The 18,860-nt window shown below is 69.2% G+C and carries 16 protein-coding genes; 13 read left to right on the top strand and 3 right to left on the bottom strand.

Annotation, left to right across the window (positions count from 1 at the left end):
- Positions 1–12: 12 nt before the first annotated feature.
- The 9 genes from ACWTPI_RS08780 (at position 13) to ACWTPI_RS08740 (ending at position 8,896) form a co-directional block, all read left to right on the top strand.
- Positions 13–1,665, top strand: a complete 1,653-nt coding sequence (locus ACWTPI_RS08780; protein WP_454732459.1) for an ABC transporter substrate-binding protein — start codon at positions 13–15, stop codon at positions 1,663–1,665.
- 161 nt (positions 1,666–1,826) lie between these two features.
- Entirely contained in the window at positions 1,827–2,777 is a 951-nt protein-coding gene (locus tag ACWTPI_RS08775; protein WP_020201259.1) for an ABC transporter permease, read from the top strand.
- A 13-nt stretch (positions 2,778–2,790) separates the two neighbouring features.
- Positions 2,791–3,678, top strand: coding sequence for an ABC transporter permease (locus ACWTPI_RS08770; RefSeq protein WP_020423667.1), 888 nt, complete (start codon positions 2,791–2,793; stop codon positions 3,676–3,678).
- 4 nt (positions 3,679–3,682) lie between these two features.
- Positions 3,683–4,738: an ABC transporter ATP-binding protein gene (locus ACWTPI_RS08765; RefSeq protein ID WP_059413063.1), complete on the top strand. Its 1,056-nt coding sequence runs from the start codon at positions 3,683–3,685 to the stop codon at positions 4,736–4,738.
- A 60-nt stretch (positions 4,739–4,798) separates the two neighbouring features.
- Positions 4,799–5,779: an ABC transporter ATP-binding protein gene (locus tag ACWTPI_RS08760; protein WP_020201256.1), complete on the top strand. Its 981-nt coding sequence runs from the start codon at positions 4,799–4,801 to the stop codon at positions 5,777–5,779.
- Between the two features lie 28 nt (positions 5,780–5,807).
- Entirely contained in the window at positions 5,808–6,998 is a 1,191-nt protein-coding gene (locus tag ACWTPI_RS08755) for an amidase (protein ID WP_454731437.1), read from the top strand.
- Between the two features lie 121 nt (positions 6,999–7,119).
- The gene (locus ACWTPI_RS08750) at positions 7,120–7,530 is read left to right on the top strand and encodes a DUF3830 family protein (protein ID WP_020201254.1); all 411 of its coding nucleotides are present in this window, start codon (positions 7,120–7,122) and stop codon (positions 7,528–7,530) included.
- Positions 7,531–7,862: 332 nt separating this feature from the next.
- Entirely contained in the window at positions 7,863–8,465 is a 603-nt protein-coding gene (locus ACWTPI_RS08745; RefSeq protein WP_454731436.1) for a peptidoglycan recognition protein family protein, read from the top strand.
- Positions 8,459–8,896, top strand: a complete 438-nt coding sequence (locus tag ACWTPI_RS08740) for a hypothetical protein (RefSeq protein WP_454731435.1) — start codon at positions 8,459–8,461, stop codon at positions 8,894–8,896. The genes ACWTPI_RS08745 and ACWTPI_RS08740 overlap by 7 nt, the downstream gene beginning before the upstream one ends.
- A gap of 80 nt (positions 8,897–8,976) precedes the next feature.
- Here the strand turns inward: ACWTPI_RS08740 and ACWTPI_RS08735 are convergent, their stop codons facing one another.
- Together ACWTPI_RS08735 and ACWTPI_RS08730 are read right to left on the bottom strand one after the other, a co-directional pair.
- On the bottom strand, positions 8,977–12,087 hold the full coding sequence (locus tag ACWTPI_RS08735; protein ID WP_454731434.1) for an efflux RND transporter permease subunit: 3,111 nt from the start codon (positions 12,085–12,087) through the stop codon (positions 8,977–8,979).
- Between the two features lie 10 nt (positions 12,088–12,097).
- Positions 12,098–13,306, bottom strand: a complete 1,209-nt coding sequence (locus tag ACWTPI_RS08730) for an efflux RND transporter periplasmic adaptor subunit (protein ID WP_454731433.1) — start codon at positions 13,304–13,306, stop codon at positions 12,098–12,100.
- Positions 13,307–13,642: 336 nt separating this feature from the next.
- On the opposite strand from ACWTPI_RS08730, the gene hpnD reads away from it, so the two are divergent.
- Both hpnD and ACWTPI_RS08720 read left to right on the top strand, forming a co-directional pair.
- Complete coding sequence (hpnD, locus tag ACWTPI_RS08725; protein WP_020201250.1) at positions 13,643–14,479, top strand: presqualene diphosphate synthase HpnD; 837 nt, start codon at positions 13,643–13,645, stop codon at positions 14,477–14,479.
- A 165-nt stretch (positions 14,480–14,644) separates the two neighbouring features.
- Entirely contained in the window at positions 14,645–15,928 is a 1,284-nt protein-coding gene (locus ACWTPI_RS08720) for a Zn-dependent hydrolase (protein WP_454731432.1), read from the top strand.
- Between the two features lie 113 nt (positions 15,929–16,041).
- Here the strand turns inward: ACWTPI_RS08720 and ACWTPI_RS08715 are convergent, their stop codons facing one another.
- The gene (locus ACWTPI_RS08715; protein ID WP_454731431.1) at positions 16,042–16,398 is read right to left on the bottom strand and encodes a hypothetical protein; all 357 of its coding nucleotides are present in this window, start codon (positions 16,396–16,398) and stop codon (positions 16,042–16,044) included.
- 331 nt (positions 16,399–16,729) lie between these two features.
- On the opposite strand from ACWTPI_RS08715, the gene ompR reads away from it, so the two are divergent.
- On the top strand, positions 16,730–17,452 hold the full coding sequence (ompR, locus tag ACWTPI_RS08710; protein ID WP_006576352.1) for an osmolarity response regulator transcription factor OmpR: 723 nt from the start codon (positions 16,730–16,732) through the stop codon (positions 17,450–17,452).
- A gap of 10 nt (positions 17,453–17,462) precedes the next feature.
- On the top strand, positions 17,463–18,812 hold the full coding sequence (locus ACWTPI_RS08705) for an ATP-binding protein (protein WP_020201247.1): 1,350 nt from the start codon (positions 17,463–17,465) through the stop codon (positions 18,810–18,812).
- Positions 18,813–18,860 lie beyond the last annotated feature (48 nt).

Genomic DNA, 18,860 nt, shown 5'->3' with positions numbered 1-18,860 from the left:
ACGAAACCCAGCCTGAAAACCGTCGCCACGACCACCGCGCTCGCCGCGCTCGCCTCGCTGTCCCTGCTCGCGCTGCCCGGCGCGGCCCACGCCGAGAAGGTGCTGCGCATCGGCATGACCGCCGCCGACATCCCGCGCACGCTGGGCCAGCCCGACCAGGGCTTCGAAGGCAACCGCTTCACCGGCATCCCGATGTACGACGGCCTGACCCAGTGGGACCTGTCCAAGGCCAACGGCCCGAGCCTGCTGATCCCCGACCTGGCCACGGAATGGAAGGTGGACGCGAAGGACAAGACCAAGTGGGTCTTCAAGCTGCGCCCCGGCGTCAAGTTCCATGACGGCTCCGCGTTCAATGCCGACGCCGTGGTGTGGAACGTCAACAAGGTGCTCGACAAGACCGCCAGGCAGTTCGACCCCAGCCAGGTCGGCGTGACCGCCTCGCGCATGCCCACGCTGCGCTCGGCGAAGAAGATCGACGACCTGACCGTCGAGCTGGTCACGTCGGAACCCGACTCGTTCCTGCCCTACAACCTCAGCAACCTGTTCATGGCCTCGCCCACGCAGTGGGAGAAGAAGCTGGCCGCGGTGCCGGCCTCCGTGACCGACGCGGCCGAGCGCAGCAAGCAGGCCTGGGTGGCGTTCGCCGCCGACGCCTCCGGCACCGGCCCGTTCAAGATGAGCCGCTTCGTGCCGCGCGAGCGGCTGGAGGTGGTGAAGAACGCGAGCTACTGGGACGCCAAGCGCGTGCCCAAGATCGACAAGGTGGTGATGCTGCCGATGCCGGAAGCCAACGCGCGCACCGCCGCGCTGCTGTCCGGCCAGGTGGACTGGATCGAGGCGCCGGCGCCCGACGCCGTGGCGCAGATCAAGAGCCGCGGCTTCGAGGTCTACGCCAACGCGCAGCCGCACATGTGGCCGTGGCAGGTGTCGTTCGCGCCCGGCTCGCCCTGGCTCGACAAGCGCGTGCGCGAGGCCGCCAACCTGTGCGTCAACCGCTCCGGCCTGAAGACGCTGCTGGGTGGCTACATGGCCGAGGCCAAGGGCATCGTCGAGCCCGGCAACCCGTGGTGGGGCAATCCCAAGTTCGACATCAAGTACGACCCCAGCGCCGCGCGCAAGCTGATGACCGAGGCCGGCTACTCGGCCGCCAAGCCGGTCAAGGTCAAGGTGCAGGTGTCGGCCTCGGGCTCGGGCCAGATGCAGCCGCTGCCGATGAACGAGTACGTGCAGCAGAACCTGAAGGAGTGCTTCTTCGACGTGGACTTCGACGTGGTCGAGTGGAACACGCTGTTTACCAACTGGCGCATCGGCGCCAAGGACCCGAGCGCGCACGGCGCCAACGCCATCAACGTGAGCTTCGCGGCGATGGACCCGTTCTTCGCGATGGTTCGCTTCGTCAGCACCAAGACGCAGCCGCCGGTCTCCAACAACTGGGGCTACTTCGGCAACGCCGAGTTCGACAAGCTGATCGAGACCGCGCGCACCTCCTTCGACGACAAGGCGCGCGACGCCGCGCTGGCCAAGCTGCACGCGCGCATCGTGGAAGAGGCGCCGTTCGTGCTGATCGCGCACGACGTGGGCCCGCGCGCCATCTCGAAGAAGGTCAAGGGCGTGGTGCAGCCGCAAAGCTGGTTCATCGACATGGCCACCATGTCGATGGACTGAGCGGCATTGACGGCGCAGGCGCACGGACAGATGCGCCGCGCCGGTCAGGCTGCCCTGGCTGTCTCCCCTTTCCCGCCCGCGGGAGAAGGGAGACAGCCGGCGCGTTGCCGCGATTGCATTGCCTTGCCCCACCCATTCGTTTTCTCTAGCCGGCCAAGCCCATGACTTACCTGCTCCGCCGCATCGTCTACGCGATCCCCATCCTGCTCGGGGTCGCCCTGCTGTGCTTCTCGCTGGTCCATATCGCGCCGGGCGACCCGCTGGTGTCGGTGCTGCCGCCCGACGCCTCGGAAGAACTGCGCCGCCAGCTCACCGCGCTGTACGGCTTCGACAAGCCCTTCCTCGAACAATTCGTGCACTGGCTCACGCGCGCGCTGCACGGCGACCTGGGCACCTCCATCGCCACCAACCGGCCGGTCATGAGCGAAGTGATGACGGCGGTGATCAACTCGGTGCGCCTGGCCGCGGTGGCCACGCTGATCGGCTTCACCTTCGGCTGCCTGTTCGGCTTCGTGGCCGGCTACTTCCGCGATTCCGCCGCCGACCGCACCGCCTCGTTCCTGTCGGTGTTCGGCGTCAGCATGCCGCACTACTGGCTGGGCATGGTGCTGGTGATCGTGTTCTCGGTGTTCCTCGGCTGGCTGCCGGCCACCGGCGCCGGCCCCGGCGGCTCGGGCGACTGGCAGTGGGACTGGGAGCATATCCAGTACATGGTGCTGCCGGCGGTCACGATGTCGGTGATTCCGATGGGCATCGTCGCGCGCACCATCCGCGCGCTGGTCGCGGAGATCCTCTCCAACGAATTCATCGTCGGCCTCAAGGCGCGCGGGCTGTCCGAGCTCGCGGTGTTCCGCCACGTGCTCAAGAACGTGGCGCCGACCGCGCTGTCGGTGATGGGCCTGCAGCTCGGCTACCTGCTGGGCGGCTCGATCCTGATCGAGACCGTGTTCTCGTGGCCCGGCACCGGCTTCCTGCTCAACTCGGCCATCTTCCAGCGCGACTTCCCGCTGCTGCAGGGGACCATCCTCGTGCTGGCCGTGTTCTTCGTGCTGCTCAACCTGCTGGTGGACGCGCTGCAGACGCTGTTCGACCCCCGCATCCAGCGCAACTGACCGGGAGCCCCCTATGGAAATGACCCTGAAGAAGCCCGCCGCCGCGCCGCTGGTGCAGCGCTCGCCCGGCTACTGGACCACGGTCGGCCGGCGCCTGCTGCGCAACAAGCTGGCCATGCTGGCCGCGCTGATCCTGCTCGCGCTGGTGCTGATGGCGCTGTTCGCGCCGGCGCTGATGCCGTCCGACCCCTACGCCGCCTCCATCCTCAAGCGCCTCAAGCCGGTCGGCACCGAGCACTATCCGCTCGGCACCGACGAGCTCGGCCGCGACATGCTCTCGCGCCTGATGCTGGGCGCGCGCCTGTCGCTGTTCATGGGCATCACGCCGGTGCTGATCGCCTTCGTGATCGGCAGCGCGCTGGGCATCGTGGCCGGCTACGCGGGCGGCTGGACCAACACCGTCATCATGCGCCTGGTGGACATCCTCTACGCGTTCCCGTCCGTGCTGCTGGCGATCGCGCTGTCGGGCACGCTGGGCGCCGGCGTGGGCAACGCGCTGCTGTCGCTGACCATCGTGTTCGTGCCGCAGATCGTGCGCGTGGCCGAGAGCGTGACCACCCAGGTGCGCAACCGCGAGTTCGTCGACGCGGCGCGCGCCTCGGGCGCCTCATCGCTGACCATCGTGCGCGCGCACGTGCTCAACAACGTGCTGGGCCCGATCTTCGTCTACGCCACCAGCCTGATCTCGGTGTCGATGATCCTGGCCTCGGGGCTGTCCTTCCTCGGCCTCGGCGTCAAGCCGCCCGAGCCGGAATGGGGCCTGATGCTCAACACGCTGCGCACCGCCATCTACACGCAGCCGTGGGTGGCCGCGCTGCCCGGCGCCATGATCTTCATGACCTCGATCTCCTTCAACCTGCTCGCCGACGGCATCCGCTCGGCGATGGAAATCAAGGACTGACGCCATGACCGATACCACATTGCCCGAAGCCCTGCGCAACCCCGACGTGGGCGGCCCGGCCCAGCCGCTGGTGATCGCCCGCGACCTGGTCAAGCACTTCCCGCTCAAGTCGAAGATCCCCGGGCGCCGCGCCGGCGTGGTGCGCGCCGTCGACGGCGTCGGCTTCGAGGTGCGCAAGGGCGAGACGCTCGGCGTGGTGGGCGAGTCGGGCTGCGGCAAGTCCACCACCGCGCGCCTGCTGATGCAGCTGATCGAGCAGGACAGCGGCGAGCTGATCTTCGACGCCCAGGGCGTGGGCTCGGCGCAGTTGCCGATGAAGCGCTTCCGCAGCCAGGTGCAGATGGTGTTCCAGGACAGCTATTCCTCGCTCAACCCGCGCCTCACCATCGAGGAATCGATCGCCTTCACCGCGCGCGTGCACGGCATCGGCGCGGCCGAGGCCAGCGCGCGGGCGCGCGCGCTGCTCGACCGCGTGGGCCTGGAGCCGGCGCGCTTCGCCGGGCGCTATCCGCATGAACTGTCGGGCGGGCAGCGCCAGCGCGTGAACATCGCGCGCGCACTGGTGCTGCGCCCGCGCCTGGTGATCCTGGACGAAGCCGTGTCCGCGCTCGACAAGTCGGTCGAGGCCCAGGTGCTGAACCTGCTGCTGGAGCTCAAGGCCGAGTTCGACCTCACCTACGTCTTCATCAGCCACGACCTCAACGTGATCCGCTACCTGTGCGACCGCGTGATGGTGATGTACCTGGGCAAGGTGGTGGAGGTGGGCGACACCGAGACGCTCTACGCCAATCCCGCCCATCCGTACACGCGCGCGCTGCTGGCCTCGATGCCGGCCACCGACCCGGACCACCGCACCCTGGTCGCGCCGCTGGCGGGCGACCCGCCCAACCCGATCAACCCGCCGTCCGGCTGCAGCTTCCACCCGCGCTGCGCGATGGCCGAGGCGGTCTGCGCACGCCGCGCGCCGGCGCTGTCGGACGCGCTGGCCGGGCATCCCGTGGCCTGCCTGATGGCCCATGCGGACGGCGGCCACAGCCGCCAGCTGGCCGCAACGACCTGAGCGAGGCTTACCGTGACCACCCCACAAGACAACCACGCCGAAGCGCAAGCCGCCGCCCCGATGGTATCGGTGCGCGACCTGCGCGTGACCTTCTCCGGCGGCGGCAAGACCATCCGCGCCGTCAACGGCGTCTCGCTCGACGTGGCGCCCGGCGAGGCGCTGGCCCTGATCGGCGAATCCGGCTCGGGCAAGAGCGTGACGCTGCGCGCGCTCATGCGCCTGCACCCGCCGCGCCGCACGCGCATGGAAGGCGCCATCCGCATCGACGGCGCCGACGTCATGGCGCTCGACGCGCGCGCGCTGCAGCGCCTGCGCGGCGGCACCGTGGCGATGGTGTTCCAGGAGCCGCTGCTGGCGCTGGACCCGGTCTACACCGTCGGCCAGCAGATCATCGAGTGCATCCGCACCCATGCCAGCGTGTCCGCCAGCGAGGCGCGCCAGCGCGCGCTGCGCGCGCTGGAGTCGGTGCGCATTCCCAGCCCCGAGCGGCGCCTGGCGGCCTACCCGCACGAAATGTCGGGCGGCATGCGCCAGCGCGCCATGATCGCGCTGGCGCTGTCGGCCAGCCCCAAGGTGCTGCTGGCCGACGAGCCCACCACCGCGCTCGACGCCACCGTGCAGATCCAGGTGCTGATCCTGCTGCGCGAACTGCAGCGCGAGCTCGGCCTGTCGATCGTGTTCGTCACGCACGACATCGGCGCGGCGGTGGAGATCGCCGACCGCGTGGCGGTGATGTACGGCGGGCGCATCGTCGAGGAAGGCCCGATCCGCACGCTGCTGCGCGCCGCGCGCCATCCGTACACCATCGCGCTGCTGCAAAGCCGCCAGCACGGCATGGACCGCGGCCAGCGGCTGCAGACCATCGCCGGCTCGCCGCCCGACCTCGCCGCGCTGCCGCCCGGCTGCACCTTCGCGCCGCGCTGCCCGCACGCGCGCCCGGCATGCCTGGCGCAGGTGCCCGCCACCACCGATCTCGGGCAGGGACACCGCGTGAGCTGTATCCTCGCATCCGAACCGGCCGTTGCCGAAGCCGCCGCCTGAACACCCCAACGTTAGGAAGCCCAACCCCATGTCCCTGGCTACCCACCCCGCCCGCGCCTTCATGCCCTACCCCGTCGCTGCCGTCTCCAGCGCGTCGTCCGGCCCGCTCCACGGCCTGACCTTCGCCGCCAAGGACCTGTTCGACGTGGCGGGCTATCCCACCGGCGGCGGCAATCCGCACGTGCTGGCGCGGTCCGGCATCAAGACCGCCACCGCGCCCGCGGTGCAGTGCCTGCTCGACGCCGGCGCCACCTTCGTCGGCAAGACCCACACCGACGAGCTCGCCTTCTCGATGAACGGCAAGAACGTCCACTACGGCTCGCCGGTCAACGGCGCCGCGCCCGGGCGCATCACCGGCGGCTCGTCGTCCGGCTCCGCCTCGGCGGTGTCCAACAAGCTGTGCGACTTCGCGCTCGGCAGCGACACCGGCGGCTCGGTGCGCGCGCCGGCCAGCCATTGCGGCCTGTTCGGCATCCGCCCCTCGCACGGCCGCGTCTCGCTCGAGCGCACCCTGCCGCTGGCCGAGAGCCTCGACACCTGCGGCTTCTTCGCGCGCGACATCGCCACCTTCTCGCGCGTGGCCGACGTGCTGCTCGGCGCCGATGCGCGCGCGCTGCCGGCCGCGCCGCGCCTGCTGCTGGCCGAAGACCTGTTCCGCCTGCCCACCGCGCCCGCGCTGGACGCGCTGCTGCCGGTGGTCGGCCGCGTCGAGTCCGCGCTCGGCAAGGCCGCGCCGGTCACGGTGATGAACCAGCCGCTGCTCGACATCTGGTGGGCCTTCCGCTACGTGCAGGGCTGGGAAGCCTGGCAGGCCGACGGCGAACTGATCGAGCAATACGGCCTGCATCTCGGCCCCGACGTGGCCGGCCGCTTCGCCTTCTCCAAGAGCGTCACCGCCGAGCAGTTCGAAGCCTCCACGGCGATCCGCCGCGCCGTCACCGCGCACGTCGGCGCGCTGCTCGGCGAGGACGGCGTGCTGCTGATGCCGACCATGCCCGACATCGCCCCGCTGTCCGGCGCCGACGACGACACGCTCGAGGACTACCGCAACCGCTCGTCCCAGATCCTCTGCCTGGCGCCGCTCACCGGCTTCCCGCAGATGAGCCTGCCGCTGTCCGGCCGCGACGGCGCGCCGCTCGGCCTCTCGCTGATGGGTCCGGCCGGCAGCGACCGCAGCCTGATCGCCTTCGCGGAACACCTCCTCAAGGCGCTGGGCTAAGCTACGCCTCTCGCCAGCATGCGCGCGCGCCGCCGGCCAGCCCGGCGGCGCGCGCGTTTCTGCCCGTGCGTTTTATCCCCGTTTTCTTTCGACCAGTTCCGACCAGACCAGGAGAGCCTCAATGGCCCGTATCCGCATCACCGCCGGCGGCTACCAGTTCGTCGCCGAGACCAATCCCGACGCCCCGCTCACCGTAGCCGCCTTCACCAGGCTGCTGCCCTATCGCCAGAAGCTGATCCACGTGCGCTGGAGCGGCGAAGGCTGCTGGATTCCGCTGGGCGAGTTCAAGCTCGGCGTGGGCTTCGAGAACCACACCAGCCACCCCTCCGTGGGCGACATCCTGTTCTACCCGGGCGGCTACAGCGAGACCGAGATCATCCTCGCCTACGGCAGCTGCTGCTTCGCCAGCAAGATGGGCCAGCTCGCCGGCAACCACTTCCTGACCATCGTCGAAGGCAAGGAAAACCTGCGCGCGCTCGGCACCAAGGTGCTGTGGGAAGGCGCGCAGGATGTGGTGTTCGAGGCGATGTAAGACAACAAACGCCTGGCAGGCGTAACGTCAAAACTTGCAGTCGATTCGCAAGCAATCATTCGTGCGTAGTCAGCGTACGCCTGCCTATTCGAGTCAATTTATCGGACCCGTACCAAATTAACCGGGCGCTCGATACATTAATAACCATTCAATTCCCATCTTTCTGAAACTTCCCCAACAATCTCCATTTTCCCTTTGCTAGCCTACGCAAAGCATTTCCTCGGGAATGTGAAATCCTGAATCCCTGATATAACCGGCCATAGCGAGACTATTTCCTGGTTCAGCTTGTTTGCGCATTCGCAAATGGCCTGCTTTCGGATGAGAGAATTGGCATGATAATTTCGGAAAATGGTGAAATCGTCGACGGACGTGTACTTGGACGCATACAGAAATCCATCGAACGTGGCCAGATGTCCTCGATCGTGGGCATCGTTGTTCATCAGACCGGCAGCAGCTCGGCTGACTCCACCTTTCATAGCTATGCCAACGCATCGGCCAATGGCGCCCACTTCCTGATTGACAAGGACGGAACCATCTATCAGACGGCATCGGTCTACCGCAAGACAGCCCATGTTGGCAGACTCAAGGCCAGGTGCCTGGCTGAACATCGATGCAGTCCCGCCGAAATCAAGTCCTTGAAGGCATTCAATCCAGCGGCAGAACACGCCAAGGAAAAGAAAAAGACCGCACTGGATCGCTTCCCGTCAAACGAAGACGCGATCGGCATAGAACTTGTGGGAGAAGCGCTCCCTCGAGGCAATCTCGTACCTGACCACAAGAAAGTGTACGAGACAGTGACACCGTCGCAAAACGAAGCACTTCAATGGCTGATACGGAACCTGTCGCAGACCTTGGGAATATCGGCCCAGGAAGTGTTCAGGCATCCCGACATTTCCCGAAAGAATCACACGGAAGCGAGCACCGCGCAATGGTGAGAATCCTGGTCTTCCTGGCCGCGGCGAGCGCCATCATTCCCAACGCTCTCGCCAAGACCGAATGCGCTCCCGCAACCGAGTTCGAACCGCGCACCTGCCTCATCCACCTGCCGCAGATCCGGTCGGTCACGATCACGGAGAATGCGCGGCGCTCGCCGCTGGCCACCGATGCCGACTCCACCTGCAAGGATTTCGTCGTCACCGCGCGCACGGTGCGCCGCTTCCTGGCCGGCGCAAGAGAGATCAGTCAGCAGGATGCGCTTCACGCCGTCGACTGGTCGCCGTGCTCGGCCGCCGGCGAGGTGTCGTTCAAGGACGGGAAACGGGGCACGTGGAGTGTCACGCAGTATCGGTCGGGCAATCTGGTCATCGAGGGCGAGCCCGGCGTGTCGCTCTATTGCCCCACGTGCCATTTCAAGCCGTTCCGGTGACGGGGGAATAGTCCCGGGCGAATAGTCCCGTCCCGGCACGAAACAGGGCCGCGCAGGCTTGCGCGGCCCTGCCGGCGGCATCAGCGCGCCACCACCGCCACCGCCTCCGGCGCCTTTACCCTGAACCACGCCGCGTACAGCGCCGGCAGGAACAGCAGCGTGAGCGCCGTGGCGACGATCAGGCCGCCCATGATGGCCACCGCCATCGGGCCCCAGAAGGCCGAGCGCGAGAGCGGGATCATGGCCAGCACGGCGGCCGCCGCGGTCAGGATGATGGGGCGGCAGCGGCGCACCGCCGATTCGACGATGGCTTCCCAGGCCGGCGCGCCGCCGCGGATGTCCTGCTCGATCTGGTCGACCAGGATCACCGAGTTGCGGATGATCATGCCGAGCAGCGCGGTGATGCCGAGCTGGGCGACGAAGCCCATCGGCGCGCGCAGCAGCAGCAGCGTGGCGGCGGCGCCGATCAGGCCGAGCGGGCCGGTCAGGAACACCATCAGCGCGCGCGAGAAGCTGTGCAATTGCAGCATCAGCAGCGTGAAGATGATGAAGATGCACAGCGGCAGCTGCGCCGCGATGGAGGCGCCGGCCTTGCCGCTTTCTTCCTCGGCGCCGGCGACCGTGATGCGGTAGCCGGGCGGCAATTGCGCGCGCAGCGCGTCGAGCCTGGGATTGATCTGCGCGGTCACGGTGGGGCCCTGGATGCCTTCGACCACGTCGGACTGCACGGTCACGCCGAAGTCGCGGTTCTCGCGCCAGACCACGCCGGGCTCGGAGCGGAACGCGATGCGCGCCACCTGGGTCAGCGGCACCACGCGGCCGCTGGCGGTGGGCACCTGCACGTTCTGCAGGTCGGACATGGCGTCGCGCTCGTTGCGCGGGGCGCGCATCAGGATGTCGATCAGCTTGTCGCCGTCGCGGTACTGGCCGACCGCCACGCCGGTGAGCACGGTCTGGGTCACACGCGCGATGGCGGTGCTGCTCACGCCGAGCGCGCGCGCCTTGTCCTGGTCTATGTCCAGGCGCAGCACCTTGACGCTCTCGTTCCAGTTGTCGTTGACGCCCAGCGTGTTGGGGTTGGCGCTCATCACCGCCTTGACCTCATCGGCCAGCTTGCGCACGCCGGCCGCTTCGGGGCCGATCACGCGGAACTGCACCGGATAGGCCACGGGCGGCCCGTTGGGCAGCAGCTTGACGCGCCCGCGCAGGTGCGGGAAATCGCTGGCCAGCAGGTCGGTCACGCGCTGGCGCACGCGCTCGCGCAGGGCCACGTCGGCCGGCAGCACGATCACCTGCGCCACGTTGCTCTGCGGGAAGATCTGGTCGAGCGGCAGGTAGAAGCGCGGCGCGCCGGTGCCGACGAAGCTGGCCAGGCTGGCGATCTCGCGGTCGTCGCGCAGCGCGCGCTCGAAGCGCCGGGTCTCGGCCTCGGTCTGGGCGAAGCTGCTGCCTTCGGGCAGCCACAATTCCACCATCAGCTCGGGGCGGCTGGAGTCCGGGAAGAACTGCTTCTCGACGAACTTGAAGGCATAGAGGCCGAGGCCGAAAGCCACCAGCGTGACCGCGATCACGGTCTTGCGCCAGGTCACGCACCAGTGCACCAGCCGCCGGAAGCGGTTGTAGAACGGCGTGTCGAAGACCTCGTGCTGGGCGCCCTCGCCGGCTGGGCGGGCCTTGAGCAGCAGGTAGCCCAGGTAGGGCGTGAAATAGACCGCGGCCAGCCACGACAGCACCAGCGCCAGCGCCGTCACGGCGAAGATGGCGAAGGTGTATTCGCCCACCGTGGAGCGCGCCAGCCCCACCGGCAGGAAGCCGGCGGCGGTGATCAGCGTGCCGGTCAACATCGGCATGGCGGTGGAGGTGTAGGCGAAGGTGGCGGCCTCCATCTTGGAGAAGCCTTCCTCCAGCTTGCGCACCATCATCTCCACCGCGATGATGGCGTCGTCCACCAGCAGCCCGAGCGCCACGATCAGCGCGCCGAGCGAGATCTTGTGCAGGCCGATGCCGAACAGGTTCATGAACAGGAAGGTCACGGCCAGCACCAGCGGGATGGTCAGCGCCACCACCAGCCCGGGCCGCGCGTCCAGGCGCAGCGGCCGGGTGTGCAGGCCGAGCGAGACGAAGCTCACGCCCAGCACGATCACCACCGCCTCGATCAGCACGTGCACGAACTCGCCCACCGAGCGTTCCACCGCCTCGGGCTGGTTCTGCACCTGATCGAGCTCGATGCCGACCGGCAGCTGCCCGCGCAGGCCGTCCATCGCCGCGCGCAGGTTCTTGCCCAGCGCGATGATGTCGCCGCCCTTCTCCATCGAGATGCCGAGGCCGATCACTTCCTTGCCCTGGAAGCGCATCTTGCTCTGCGGCGGGTCCACGTAGCCGCGGTAGACGTGGGCGATGTCGCCGAGGCGGATGTTGGCGACGCCGCTGGGTCCGCGCAGCACCAGGTTCTCCAGGTCGGCCACGTCAGCGAACTGGCCCGACAGGCGCACCTGCAGGTTGTCGCCGGGCGTCACCAGCACGCCGCTGGCGTTCATGCCGTTCTGCTGCGAGATCTGGTCGGCGATGGCGTTGATGTCGAGCCCAAGCTGGGCGAAGCGCGCCTGGTTGAACTCGATGAAGATCTTCTCGTCCTGCAGCCCGATCAGCGCCACCTTGGCCACCGCGGGCACGCGCAGCAGCTGCTGGCGCACCAGGTCGGCGTACTCGCGCAGTTCCTTGTAGTTGAAGCCGTCGGCGGACAGCGCGTAGATCGAGCCGTACACGTCGCCGAACTCGTCGTTGAAGAACGGCCCGCGCACGCCGGCCGGCAGCGTCTGCGCGATGTCGCCGACCTTCTTGCGCACGGTGTACCAGATCTGCGCGGTCTCTTTGGCCGGCGAGGTGTCCTTGAGCTGGAAGATCACCGTGGTCTCGCCGGGCTTGGAGAAGCTGCGGATCTTGTCGGCGTAGGGCACTTCCTGCAGCTGGCGCTCGATCTTGTCGGTGACCTGCACGGCGATCTGCTCGGCGGTGGCGCCGGGCCAGTAGGCCTGCACCACCATCACGCGGAACGTGAACGGCGGGTCTTCGTCCTGGCCGAGCTGAAAGTAGGCGAACAGGCCGCCCAGCAGCAGCACCACCAGCAGGTAGCGCGTCAGCGGCTGGTGCTCGAGCGCCCAGCGCGAGAGGTTGAAGCGGGAATGTTCCATGCCGCGCGCCTCAGTTGCGCGCGGTGGCGGGCGCCACCGACGGCAGCGGCTTCACCTTCTGGCCGGGCTTGAGCAGGTGCACGCCGGCGGTGACGATGGTCTGCCCCGGCGCCAGCCCCCGCGTGACCTGCACCTCGTTGCCCTGCGGCTCGCCCAGCGTCACGCTGACCGGCCGCACGGTGCCGGCCACCGCGTTGGCGGCGGCCTCGTAGATCCAGACCTGGTTGCCGCCGCCCTGTTGCAGCAGCGCGGACAGCGGCACGCGCAGCGCGGCGCTGTCGCCGGTGCACGTAAACGTCACCACCGCGGTCATGCCGAACTTGAAGTCGGCCGGCGGGTTGGGCACGCTGACGCGCGCGGCGTAGGTGCGCGTGACCGGGTCGGCCATCGGCGCGATCTCGCGCACGCGGCCCGGCAGCGGGCGGCCCGGCTCGGCCCAGGTGCGCACCGTCACGTCCGAGATGCCGCGCAGGCGCTCGACCTGGTCTTCGGGCAGCCCCACGGCCACTTCCTTCTCGGCGGTCTGCGCCACGCGCACCACCGGCTGACCGGGCGTGACCACCTGGCCGACCTCGGCGTCGATGGCCGTGACCACGCCGTCGGCATCGGCGGGCAGCACGGCATAGGCGGTCTGGTTGGACTGGTTGCGCAGGCCGGCCTCGGCCTGGCGCAGGCGCGACACGGCGGAGTCGAAGGTGGCCTGGCGGCGCTGCTGCTCGGCGGCGCTGATGAAGCCCTTGGCGAACAGGTCGTTGTAGCGCTTGAGATCGGCCTCGGCGAGGTCGCGGTCGGTCCGGGCGGCGTCGAACTGCGCGCGCGAGCCAGCCTCGGCCAGGCCCAGGTCGGTCGGGTCGAGCCGGGCCAGCGGCTGGCCCTTGCGCACCGTGGCGCCCACGTCGACCAGCCGGGCGGCGATCTTGCCGCCCACGCGGAAGCCCAGGCGCGACTCGATGCGGGGCCGCACGTCGCCGGAGAACTCGAAATCGGTCTTGCCGGCGCCCGCCTGCAGGCGCATCAGGCGCACCGGGCGGATTTCCGGGGCCGGCTCCGGCTTGGGGCTGCAGGCCGCCAGCGCCGCCAGCAGGCCAGCCGCGGCCAGGCAGGCAGCCAGGCCGCGCGCGCGCCCGGCGGCCCGGCCGACTCGGCCGGCGGGCGCGGAAAGCGAGAAAGAAAGCACTTCGGCGGCCGCGACGTCCGGCCTGGGGCAAGGCACTGGCATGAATTGAGCGTGAGATCGGTGGGACTGCGGGCACAGCGAGAGCCGGCGGGGCAATTAATAACCCGCCGGTCAGCAATATAGCGGGGTGGACCCGAATGCGTCAAACGGCGCTCCGTGGGGGAAGCCCTCTAAAGCGCCCGCGGCGGCGCTTGCCGACCGTCCCGGACACCACCGGCAGGCGATGGCGGCAAGCGCGGCGGATTGTCGCAGTGGCGCGCCCGGCGCATGCGGGCCGGCGCGGGCGCGGTGCTACAATCCGCCGCGTTCCCCGGGCGGCCCCGCCGCCCGGCGCGGATGCCCCCCGCGGATGCCCCCATTTCACCGACCGAGACCGGCGTGACGCCCGATCAGTATTGCCAAGACAAAGCCGCCCGCAGCGGCTCCAGCCTCTATTACAGCTTCCTGTTCCTGCCGCCCGCGCAGCGCCAGGCGATGACGGCGCTGCACGCCTGGTGCCGTGAGATCGGCGATGCCGTCGACGACACCCAGGACGCCAGCGTGGCGCACCAGCAACTGGCCTGGTGGCGCAACGAGATCGGCCAGATGTTCATGGGCGCGCCCAGCCATCCGGTCACGAAGGCGCTCCAGCCCCACGCGCAGGCCGCCGGGCTGACGCAGGCGATGTTCGGCGAGGTGCTCGAAGGCATGGAGATGGACCTCGCCCAGTCGCGCTACCTCGACGACATCGCGCTGGCACGCTATTGCCATCACGTGGGCGGCGTGGTCGGCACCATGAGCGCGCGCCTGCTGGGCTGCCAGGACCCCAGCACGCTGGCATTCGCCGAAAAGCTCGGCCTGTCGCTGCGGCTGGTCGACATCCTGCGCGACGTGGGCGAGGACGCCCGGCGCGGGCGCATCTACCTGCCCGTCAACACCATGCAGCGCTTCCAGGTGCCGGCGGCCGAGATCACGCGCGGCACGCATTCGGAGCGCTTCGCCGCGCTGATGCGCGAGCGCGCCGGGCAGGCCCGCGCGCTGCACCGCGAGGCGCTGGCGCTGCTGCCGCGCGCCGACCGCCGTGCCCAGCGCGCCGCGCTGGTGATGGGCGCGATCCACCAGGCGCTGCTCGACGAGCTGGAGGCGAGCGACTTCCAGGTGCTGAACCAGCGCATCTCGCTCACGCCCATGCGCAAGCTGTGGATCGCGTGGAAGACGTGGCTGCGCAACCGCTGACGCGCGTCGGGCGCGCCAGGCGCATGGCTTGCCGCGAGAATTGAGCGCGCCGGGCGCGCGCCTCGCGGCGTTATCATCGCGGTTTCACCCCCGTTTCGCCATTCCCGCTTCGCGCCGCCCGCTCGCCGGGGGCGCACCGCTGCGGGCACGCTTTTCTTCCCTGCCATGACCCAGTCCACTCCGCTCCCGCAAGCCGGCGCCCCGCTCGGCCAGACCATCCTCGACCAGGCCGACGCGCTGGCCCGCTTCTCGGACATGGAAGGCGGCCTGACCTGCGCCTACCTGACCCCGGCCCACCGCGCCGCGCAGGCGCAACTGGCCGAGTGGATGCGCGCGGCCGGCATGGCGGTGCGCATCGACGCCATCGGCAACGTGATCGGCCGCTACGCCGCCGACCCCGCCGCGGGCGAGGCGGCGCGCGTGCTGATGACCGGCTCGCACTTCGATACGGTGCGCAACGGCGGCCGCTACGACGGCCGGCTCGGCATCCTGCTGCCGGTGGCGGTGGCGGGCGCGCTCAACGCGGCCGGCATCCGCCTGCCCTATCACTTCGACGTGGTCGCCTTCGCCGAGGAAGAAGGGCTGCGCTTCAAGACCAGTTTCCTGGCCAGCAGCGTGCTGGCCGGCCGCTTCGACCCGGCCCTGCTGGCGCGCGCCGACGCCGACGGCGTGACGCTGCGCGAGGCGCTGGCCGCCTCCGGCCTGCCAGGCGCGGGCAGCCTCGACGCGCTGCGGGCCGCGGCGGTCGATCCCGCCACTCTGCACGGCTTCGTCGAGGTCCACATCGAACAGGGCCCGGTGCTGCTGCACCACGAACTGCCGCTGGGCGTCGTCACCCAGATCGCCGGCAGCAGCCGCTTCCAGGTGCGCGTGCGCGGTCTGGCCAGCCACGCCGGCACCACGCCGATGACCATGCGCAAGGACGCCGCCGCGGCGGCGGCCGAGATGGTGCTGCTGGTGGAGCGCCGCTGCGGCGCGGCGCCCACGCTGGTGGGCACCGTGGGACAGTTGCAGGTGCCGAACGGGTCGAGCAACGTCATTCCCGGCGAGTGCGTGTTCTCGATGGACATCCGCGCCGGCGAGGACGGCATCCGCGAAGCCGCCATCGCCGACATCCTGGCCGGCATCGAGGCCATCGCCGCGCGGCGCGGCCTGGCCGCCGAGGTGGAGCGCGTGGCGCCGGTCAACAACGCGCCGTGCGCGCGCTGGCTGATGGACCAGTTCGGCGCGGTGCTGAAAAAGCGCGGGCTGGAAGCGTTCGAGCTGCCCTCGGGCGCCGGCCACGACGCCATGATGATGCAGCGCATCACCGACGTGGCCATGCTGTTCGTGCGCTGCGGCAACGGCGGCATCAGCCACAACCCGCTGGAGACCATCACCGCCGCCGATGCCCAGCTCGCGGCGGAAACGTTCGTGGATTTCCTGCGGCATTTCCAGCCGCGCGGCTAGGCGCCGCGGGCGGGATCGGTAAGAGGCATGCCAATCACAACGCCCCGCCGGAAGGCCGGCAAGCCCGCGCAGGCATGGTGCGGGCAAGGGGCGGGCATGCGGCGGGCGCGGCGTCAGCCGCCCTGGTACATCTCCCGCCCGAGGTCGTAGAGGTTCTGGCGCAGCTTGCGGCGCTCGTCGGGCGAGAGCTTGTCGTTGGACTGGTCGCGCGACAGCCGTTCGTTGAGATCGCGCTCGGCGCGGTACTTGCCGGCGCGGGCGCGCGCCTCGTCCTGGCCGAAGCGCTCGCGCTCGTTGCGCGCGAAGCCGTCGCGGGCTGGGGGATTGGGCGCGGCGGCCCGCCCCGGACTCTGCAGCAGATGCGCCATGCCCGGCGACTGGGCATGGCCGGCGCCGGCGGCGAGCAGCAATGCCACCGCCGCGCCGGTACGATAAAGAGAAATCCCGACGCGCTTGCGGGTAACTTTCATTGATAATGGCGGTTTTCGCTTCTGGAACGGCGGCCGGCCGGCCTGCCGGAAGCAGGAGATCCCGTTGCCCCGCCGCGCGCATCCTCCGGTATTGCCGGGGTCGTGCACGGCGACACCCGCGCAAGCGGCACGAACTGCGGCAAAACCCGCGGTGCGAGCCGCAGTACAAGCCGCGGCAAAGCCGCGGTACGAGCGCGCGCGGGCGCGGCTGCGGAAACGGTATGCGGCAGTGTACAAGGACGCCGGATGCGCGCCGCCATGCCACGGGGTAAAGTATGTAACCTTTTGTTAAGCCATTTTGAGCGAAAGCGATTGTCGCTAAGATACCGCCATGGAAAATACCAGCCACAAGATTCTCGTCGTGGACGACGATCCCCGTCTGCGCGACCTGCTGCGCCGCTACCTTGGCGAACAGGGCTTCACGGTACTGGTAGCGGAAAACGCCACCGCGATGAACAAGCTCTGGCTGCGCGAGCGTTTCGACCTGCTGGTCCTCGACCTGATGATGCCCGGCGAGGATGGCCTGTCGATCTGCCGCCGCCTGCGCGGGGCCAATGACCAGACCCCGATCATCATGCTCACCGCCAAGGGCGAGGACGTGGACCGCATCGTCGGCCTCGAGATGGGCGCCGACGACTACCTGCCCAAGCCGTTCAACCCGCGCGAGCTGATCGCCCGCATCCACGCCGTGCTGCGCCGCAAGGGCCCGGCCGAGGTGCCCGGCGCGCCTTCGGAAACGCCGGAGACCTTCGCCTTCGGCGACTTCGTGCTCAACCTGGCCACGCGCACGCTGACCAAGAACGACGAGGAGATCACGCTGACCACCGGCGAATTCTCGGTGCTCAAGGTGTTCGCCCGCCATCCGCGCCAGCCGCTGTCGCGCGAGAAGCTAATGGAAATGGCGCGCGGGCGCGAATATGAAGTCTTCGACCGCAGCCTCGACGTGCAGATCTCGCGCCTGCGCAAGCTGATCGAACCCGATCCGGGCAACCCGAGGTTCATCCAGACCGTCTGGGGGCTCGGCTACGTATTCATTCCCGATGGCGTGAAGTAAGGCGCCGCGCATGGCGACCGCCCTCGGCCGCGCGGCCACACGCCTGTTCGGTTCGCTGTTCTGGCGGACCTTCATGCTGATCGCCCTCCTGCTGGCGCTTTCGCTCGGTATCTGGTTCCAGAGCTACCGGCTGTTCGAGCGCGCGCCGCGCGCCCAGCAGATCGCCATGCAGGTGGTCAGCGTGGTCAAGCTCACGCGCGCCGCCCTGCTCTATTCCGACCCCGCGCGGCGGCGCTTCCTGCTGCTCGACCTGGTGCAGAACGAAGGCATCAAGGTCTACCCGCGCGAGAAGGACGACGATTTCTCCCGGCCCACGACCAACCCGTTCCTGACCCAGCTGGTGCAGCAGGAGATCCGCGGCCGGCTCGGCGAGGACACCGTGATCGCCACCACCGTCAACGACATTCCCGGCGTGTGGGTCAGCTTCGAGATCGAGGGCGACGACTACTGGGTGGCGATCAGCCCCGAGCGCTTCGAGCGCGTGCCCGGCATCCAGTGGCTGTGGTGGAGCATCGCCGCGCTGCTGCTGTCGATCATCGGCGCCGCCTTCATCACCTCGCTGGTCAACCATCCGCTCAAGCGGCTGGCCAACGCGGCGCGCGCCATCGGCGGCGGCGGCGACCCGCCCACGCTGCCCGAGCACGGCGCCAGCGAAGTGGCGCTGGCCAACCACAGCTTCAACCAGATGGTGCGCGACCTGCGCCAGCTCGACGACGACCGCGTGGTCATGCTGGCCGGCATCTCGCACGACCTGCGCACGCCGCTCACGCGGCTGCGGCTGGAGACCGAGATGTCGCCCGTGGACGACGCCACGCGCGAGGCCATGATCGCCGACATCGAGCAGATGGACGCGATCATCGGCCAGTTCCTCAATTACGCCCGCCCCGCGCTGGAAACGGTGGAGCCGGTCGACCTGTCGGCGCTGGTGCAGGACGCGGTGGGCGTCTACGGCGCGCACGACGACGTGCAGGTGCACGTGCGCGCGGGCGAGCCCGTGATGGCGGTGGCCAACCGCATGGAAGTGCAGCGCATCCTCGACAACCTCGTCGAGAACGCGCGGCGCTACGCCAAGGCCGAGGACAACGGCGTGGCGGTGGTCGAGATCAGCACCCGCATCGAAGACAAGGAAGCGGTGCTGACCGTGGCCGACAACGGCAGCGGCGTGCCCGAGGCGCAGTTGCCGCTGCTCACGCGCCCGTTCTACCGGCTCGACGGCGCGCGCAGCGAGGCCAAGGGCGCGGGGCTGGGGATGTCGATCGTCAACCGCATCCTGCAGCGCAACGGCGGCCGGCTGATGCTGGCCAACCGGCCGCCGCCCGAGACCGGGCTGGTGGTGAGCGCATTTTTCCGGCGCGCCTAGCAGCCGTTTCAAGGGGACTCTGGCGTCGTCGCATCGAAGGCCATTTCG

This window comes from Cupriavidus ulmosensis (assembly GCF_977008105.1).
This window is presented reverse-complemented; position numbering and strand designations above follow the sequence as displayed.

What these genes read in the sequence shown, in the direction of transcription:
- ACWTPI_RS08775 (WP_020201259.1), top strand. Translation starts at nt 1,827, where the DNA reads ATGACTTACCTGCTCCGCCGCATCGTCTACGCGATCCCCATCCTGCTC.
- ACWTPI_RS08770 (WP_020423667.1), top strand. Translation starts at nt 2,791, where the DNA reads ATGGAAATGACCCTGAAGAAGCCCGCCGCCGCGCCGCTGGTGCAGCGC.
- ACWTPI_RS08765 (WP_059413063.1), top strand. Translation starts at nt 3,683, where the DNA reads ATGACCGATACCACATTGCCCGAAGCCCTGCGCAACCCCGACGTGGGC.
- ACWTPI_RS08760 (WP_020201256.1), top strand. Translation starts at nt 4,799, where the DNA reads ATGGTATCGGTGCGCGACCTGCGCGTGACCTTCTCCGGCGGCGGCAAG.
- ACWTPI_RS08755 (WP_454731437.1), top strand. Translation starts at nt 5,808, where the DNA reads ATGTCCCTGGCTACCCACCCCGCCCGCGCCTTCATGCCCTACCCCGTC.
- ACWTPI_RS08750 (WP_020201254.1), top strand. Translation starts at nt 7,120, where the DNA reads ATGGCCCGTATCCGCATCACCGCCGGCGGCTACCAGTTCGTCGCCGAG.
- ACWTPI_RS08745 (WP_454731436.1), top strand. Translation starts at nt 7,863, where the DNA reads ATGATAATTTCGGAAAATGGTGAAATCGTCGACGGACGTGTACTTGGA.
- ACWTPI_RS08740 (WP_454731435.1), top strand. Translation starts at nt 8,459, where the DNA reads ATGGTGAGAATCCTGGTCTTCCTGGCCGCGGCGAGCGCCATCATTCCC.
- ACWTPI_RS08735 (WP_454731434.1), bottom strand. Translation starts at nt 12,087, where the DNA reads ATGGAACATTCCCGCTTCAACCTCTCGCGCTGGGCGCTCGAGCACCAG.
- ACWTPI_RS08730 (WP_454731433.1), bottom strand. Translation starts at nt 13,306, where the DNA reads ATGCCAGTGCCTTGCCCCAGGCCGGACGTCGCGGCCGCCGAAGTGCTT.
- ACWTPI_RS08720 (WP_454731432.1), top strand. Translation starts at nt 14,645, where the DNA reads ATGACCCAGTCCACTCCGCTCCCGCAAGCCGGCGCCCCGCTCGGCCAG.
- ACWTPI_RS08715 (WP_454731431.1), bottom strand. Translation starts at nt 16,398, where the DNA reads ATGAAAGTTACCCGCAAGCGCGTCGGGATTTCTCTTTATCGTACCGGC.
- ompR (WP_006576352.1), top strand. Translation starts at nt 16,730, where the DNA reads ATGGAAAATACCAGCCACAAGATTCTCGTCGTGGACGACGATCCCCGT.
- ACWTPI_RS08705 (WP_020201247.1), top strand. Translation starts at nt 17,463, where the DNA reads ATGGCGACCGCCCTCGGCCGCGCGGCCACACGCCTGTTCGGTTCGCTG.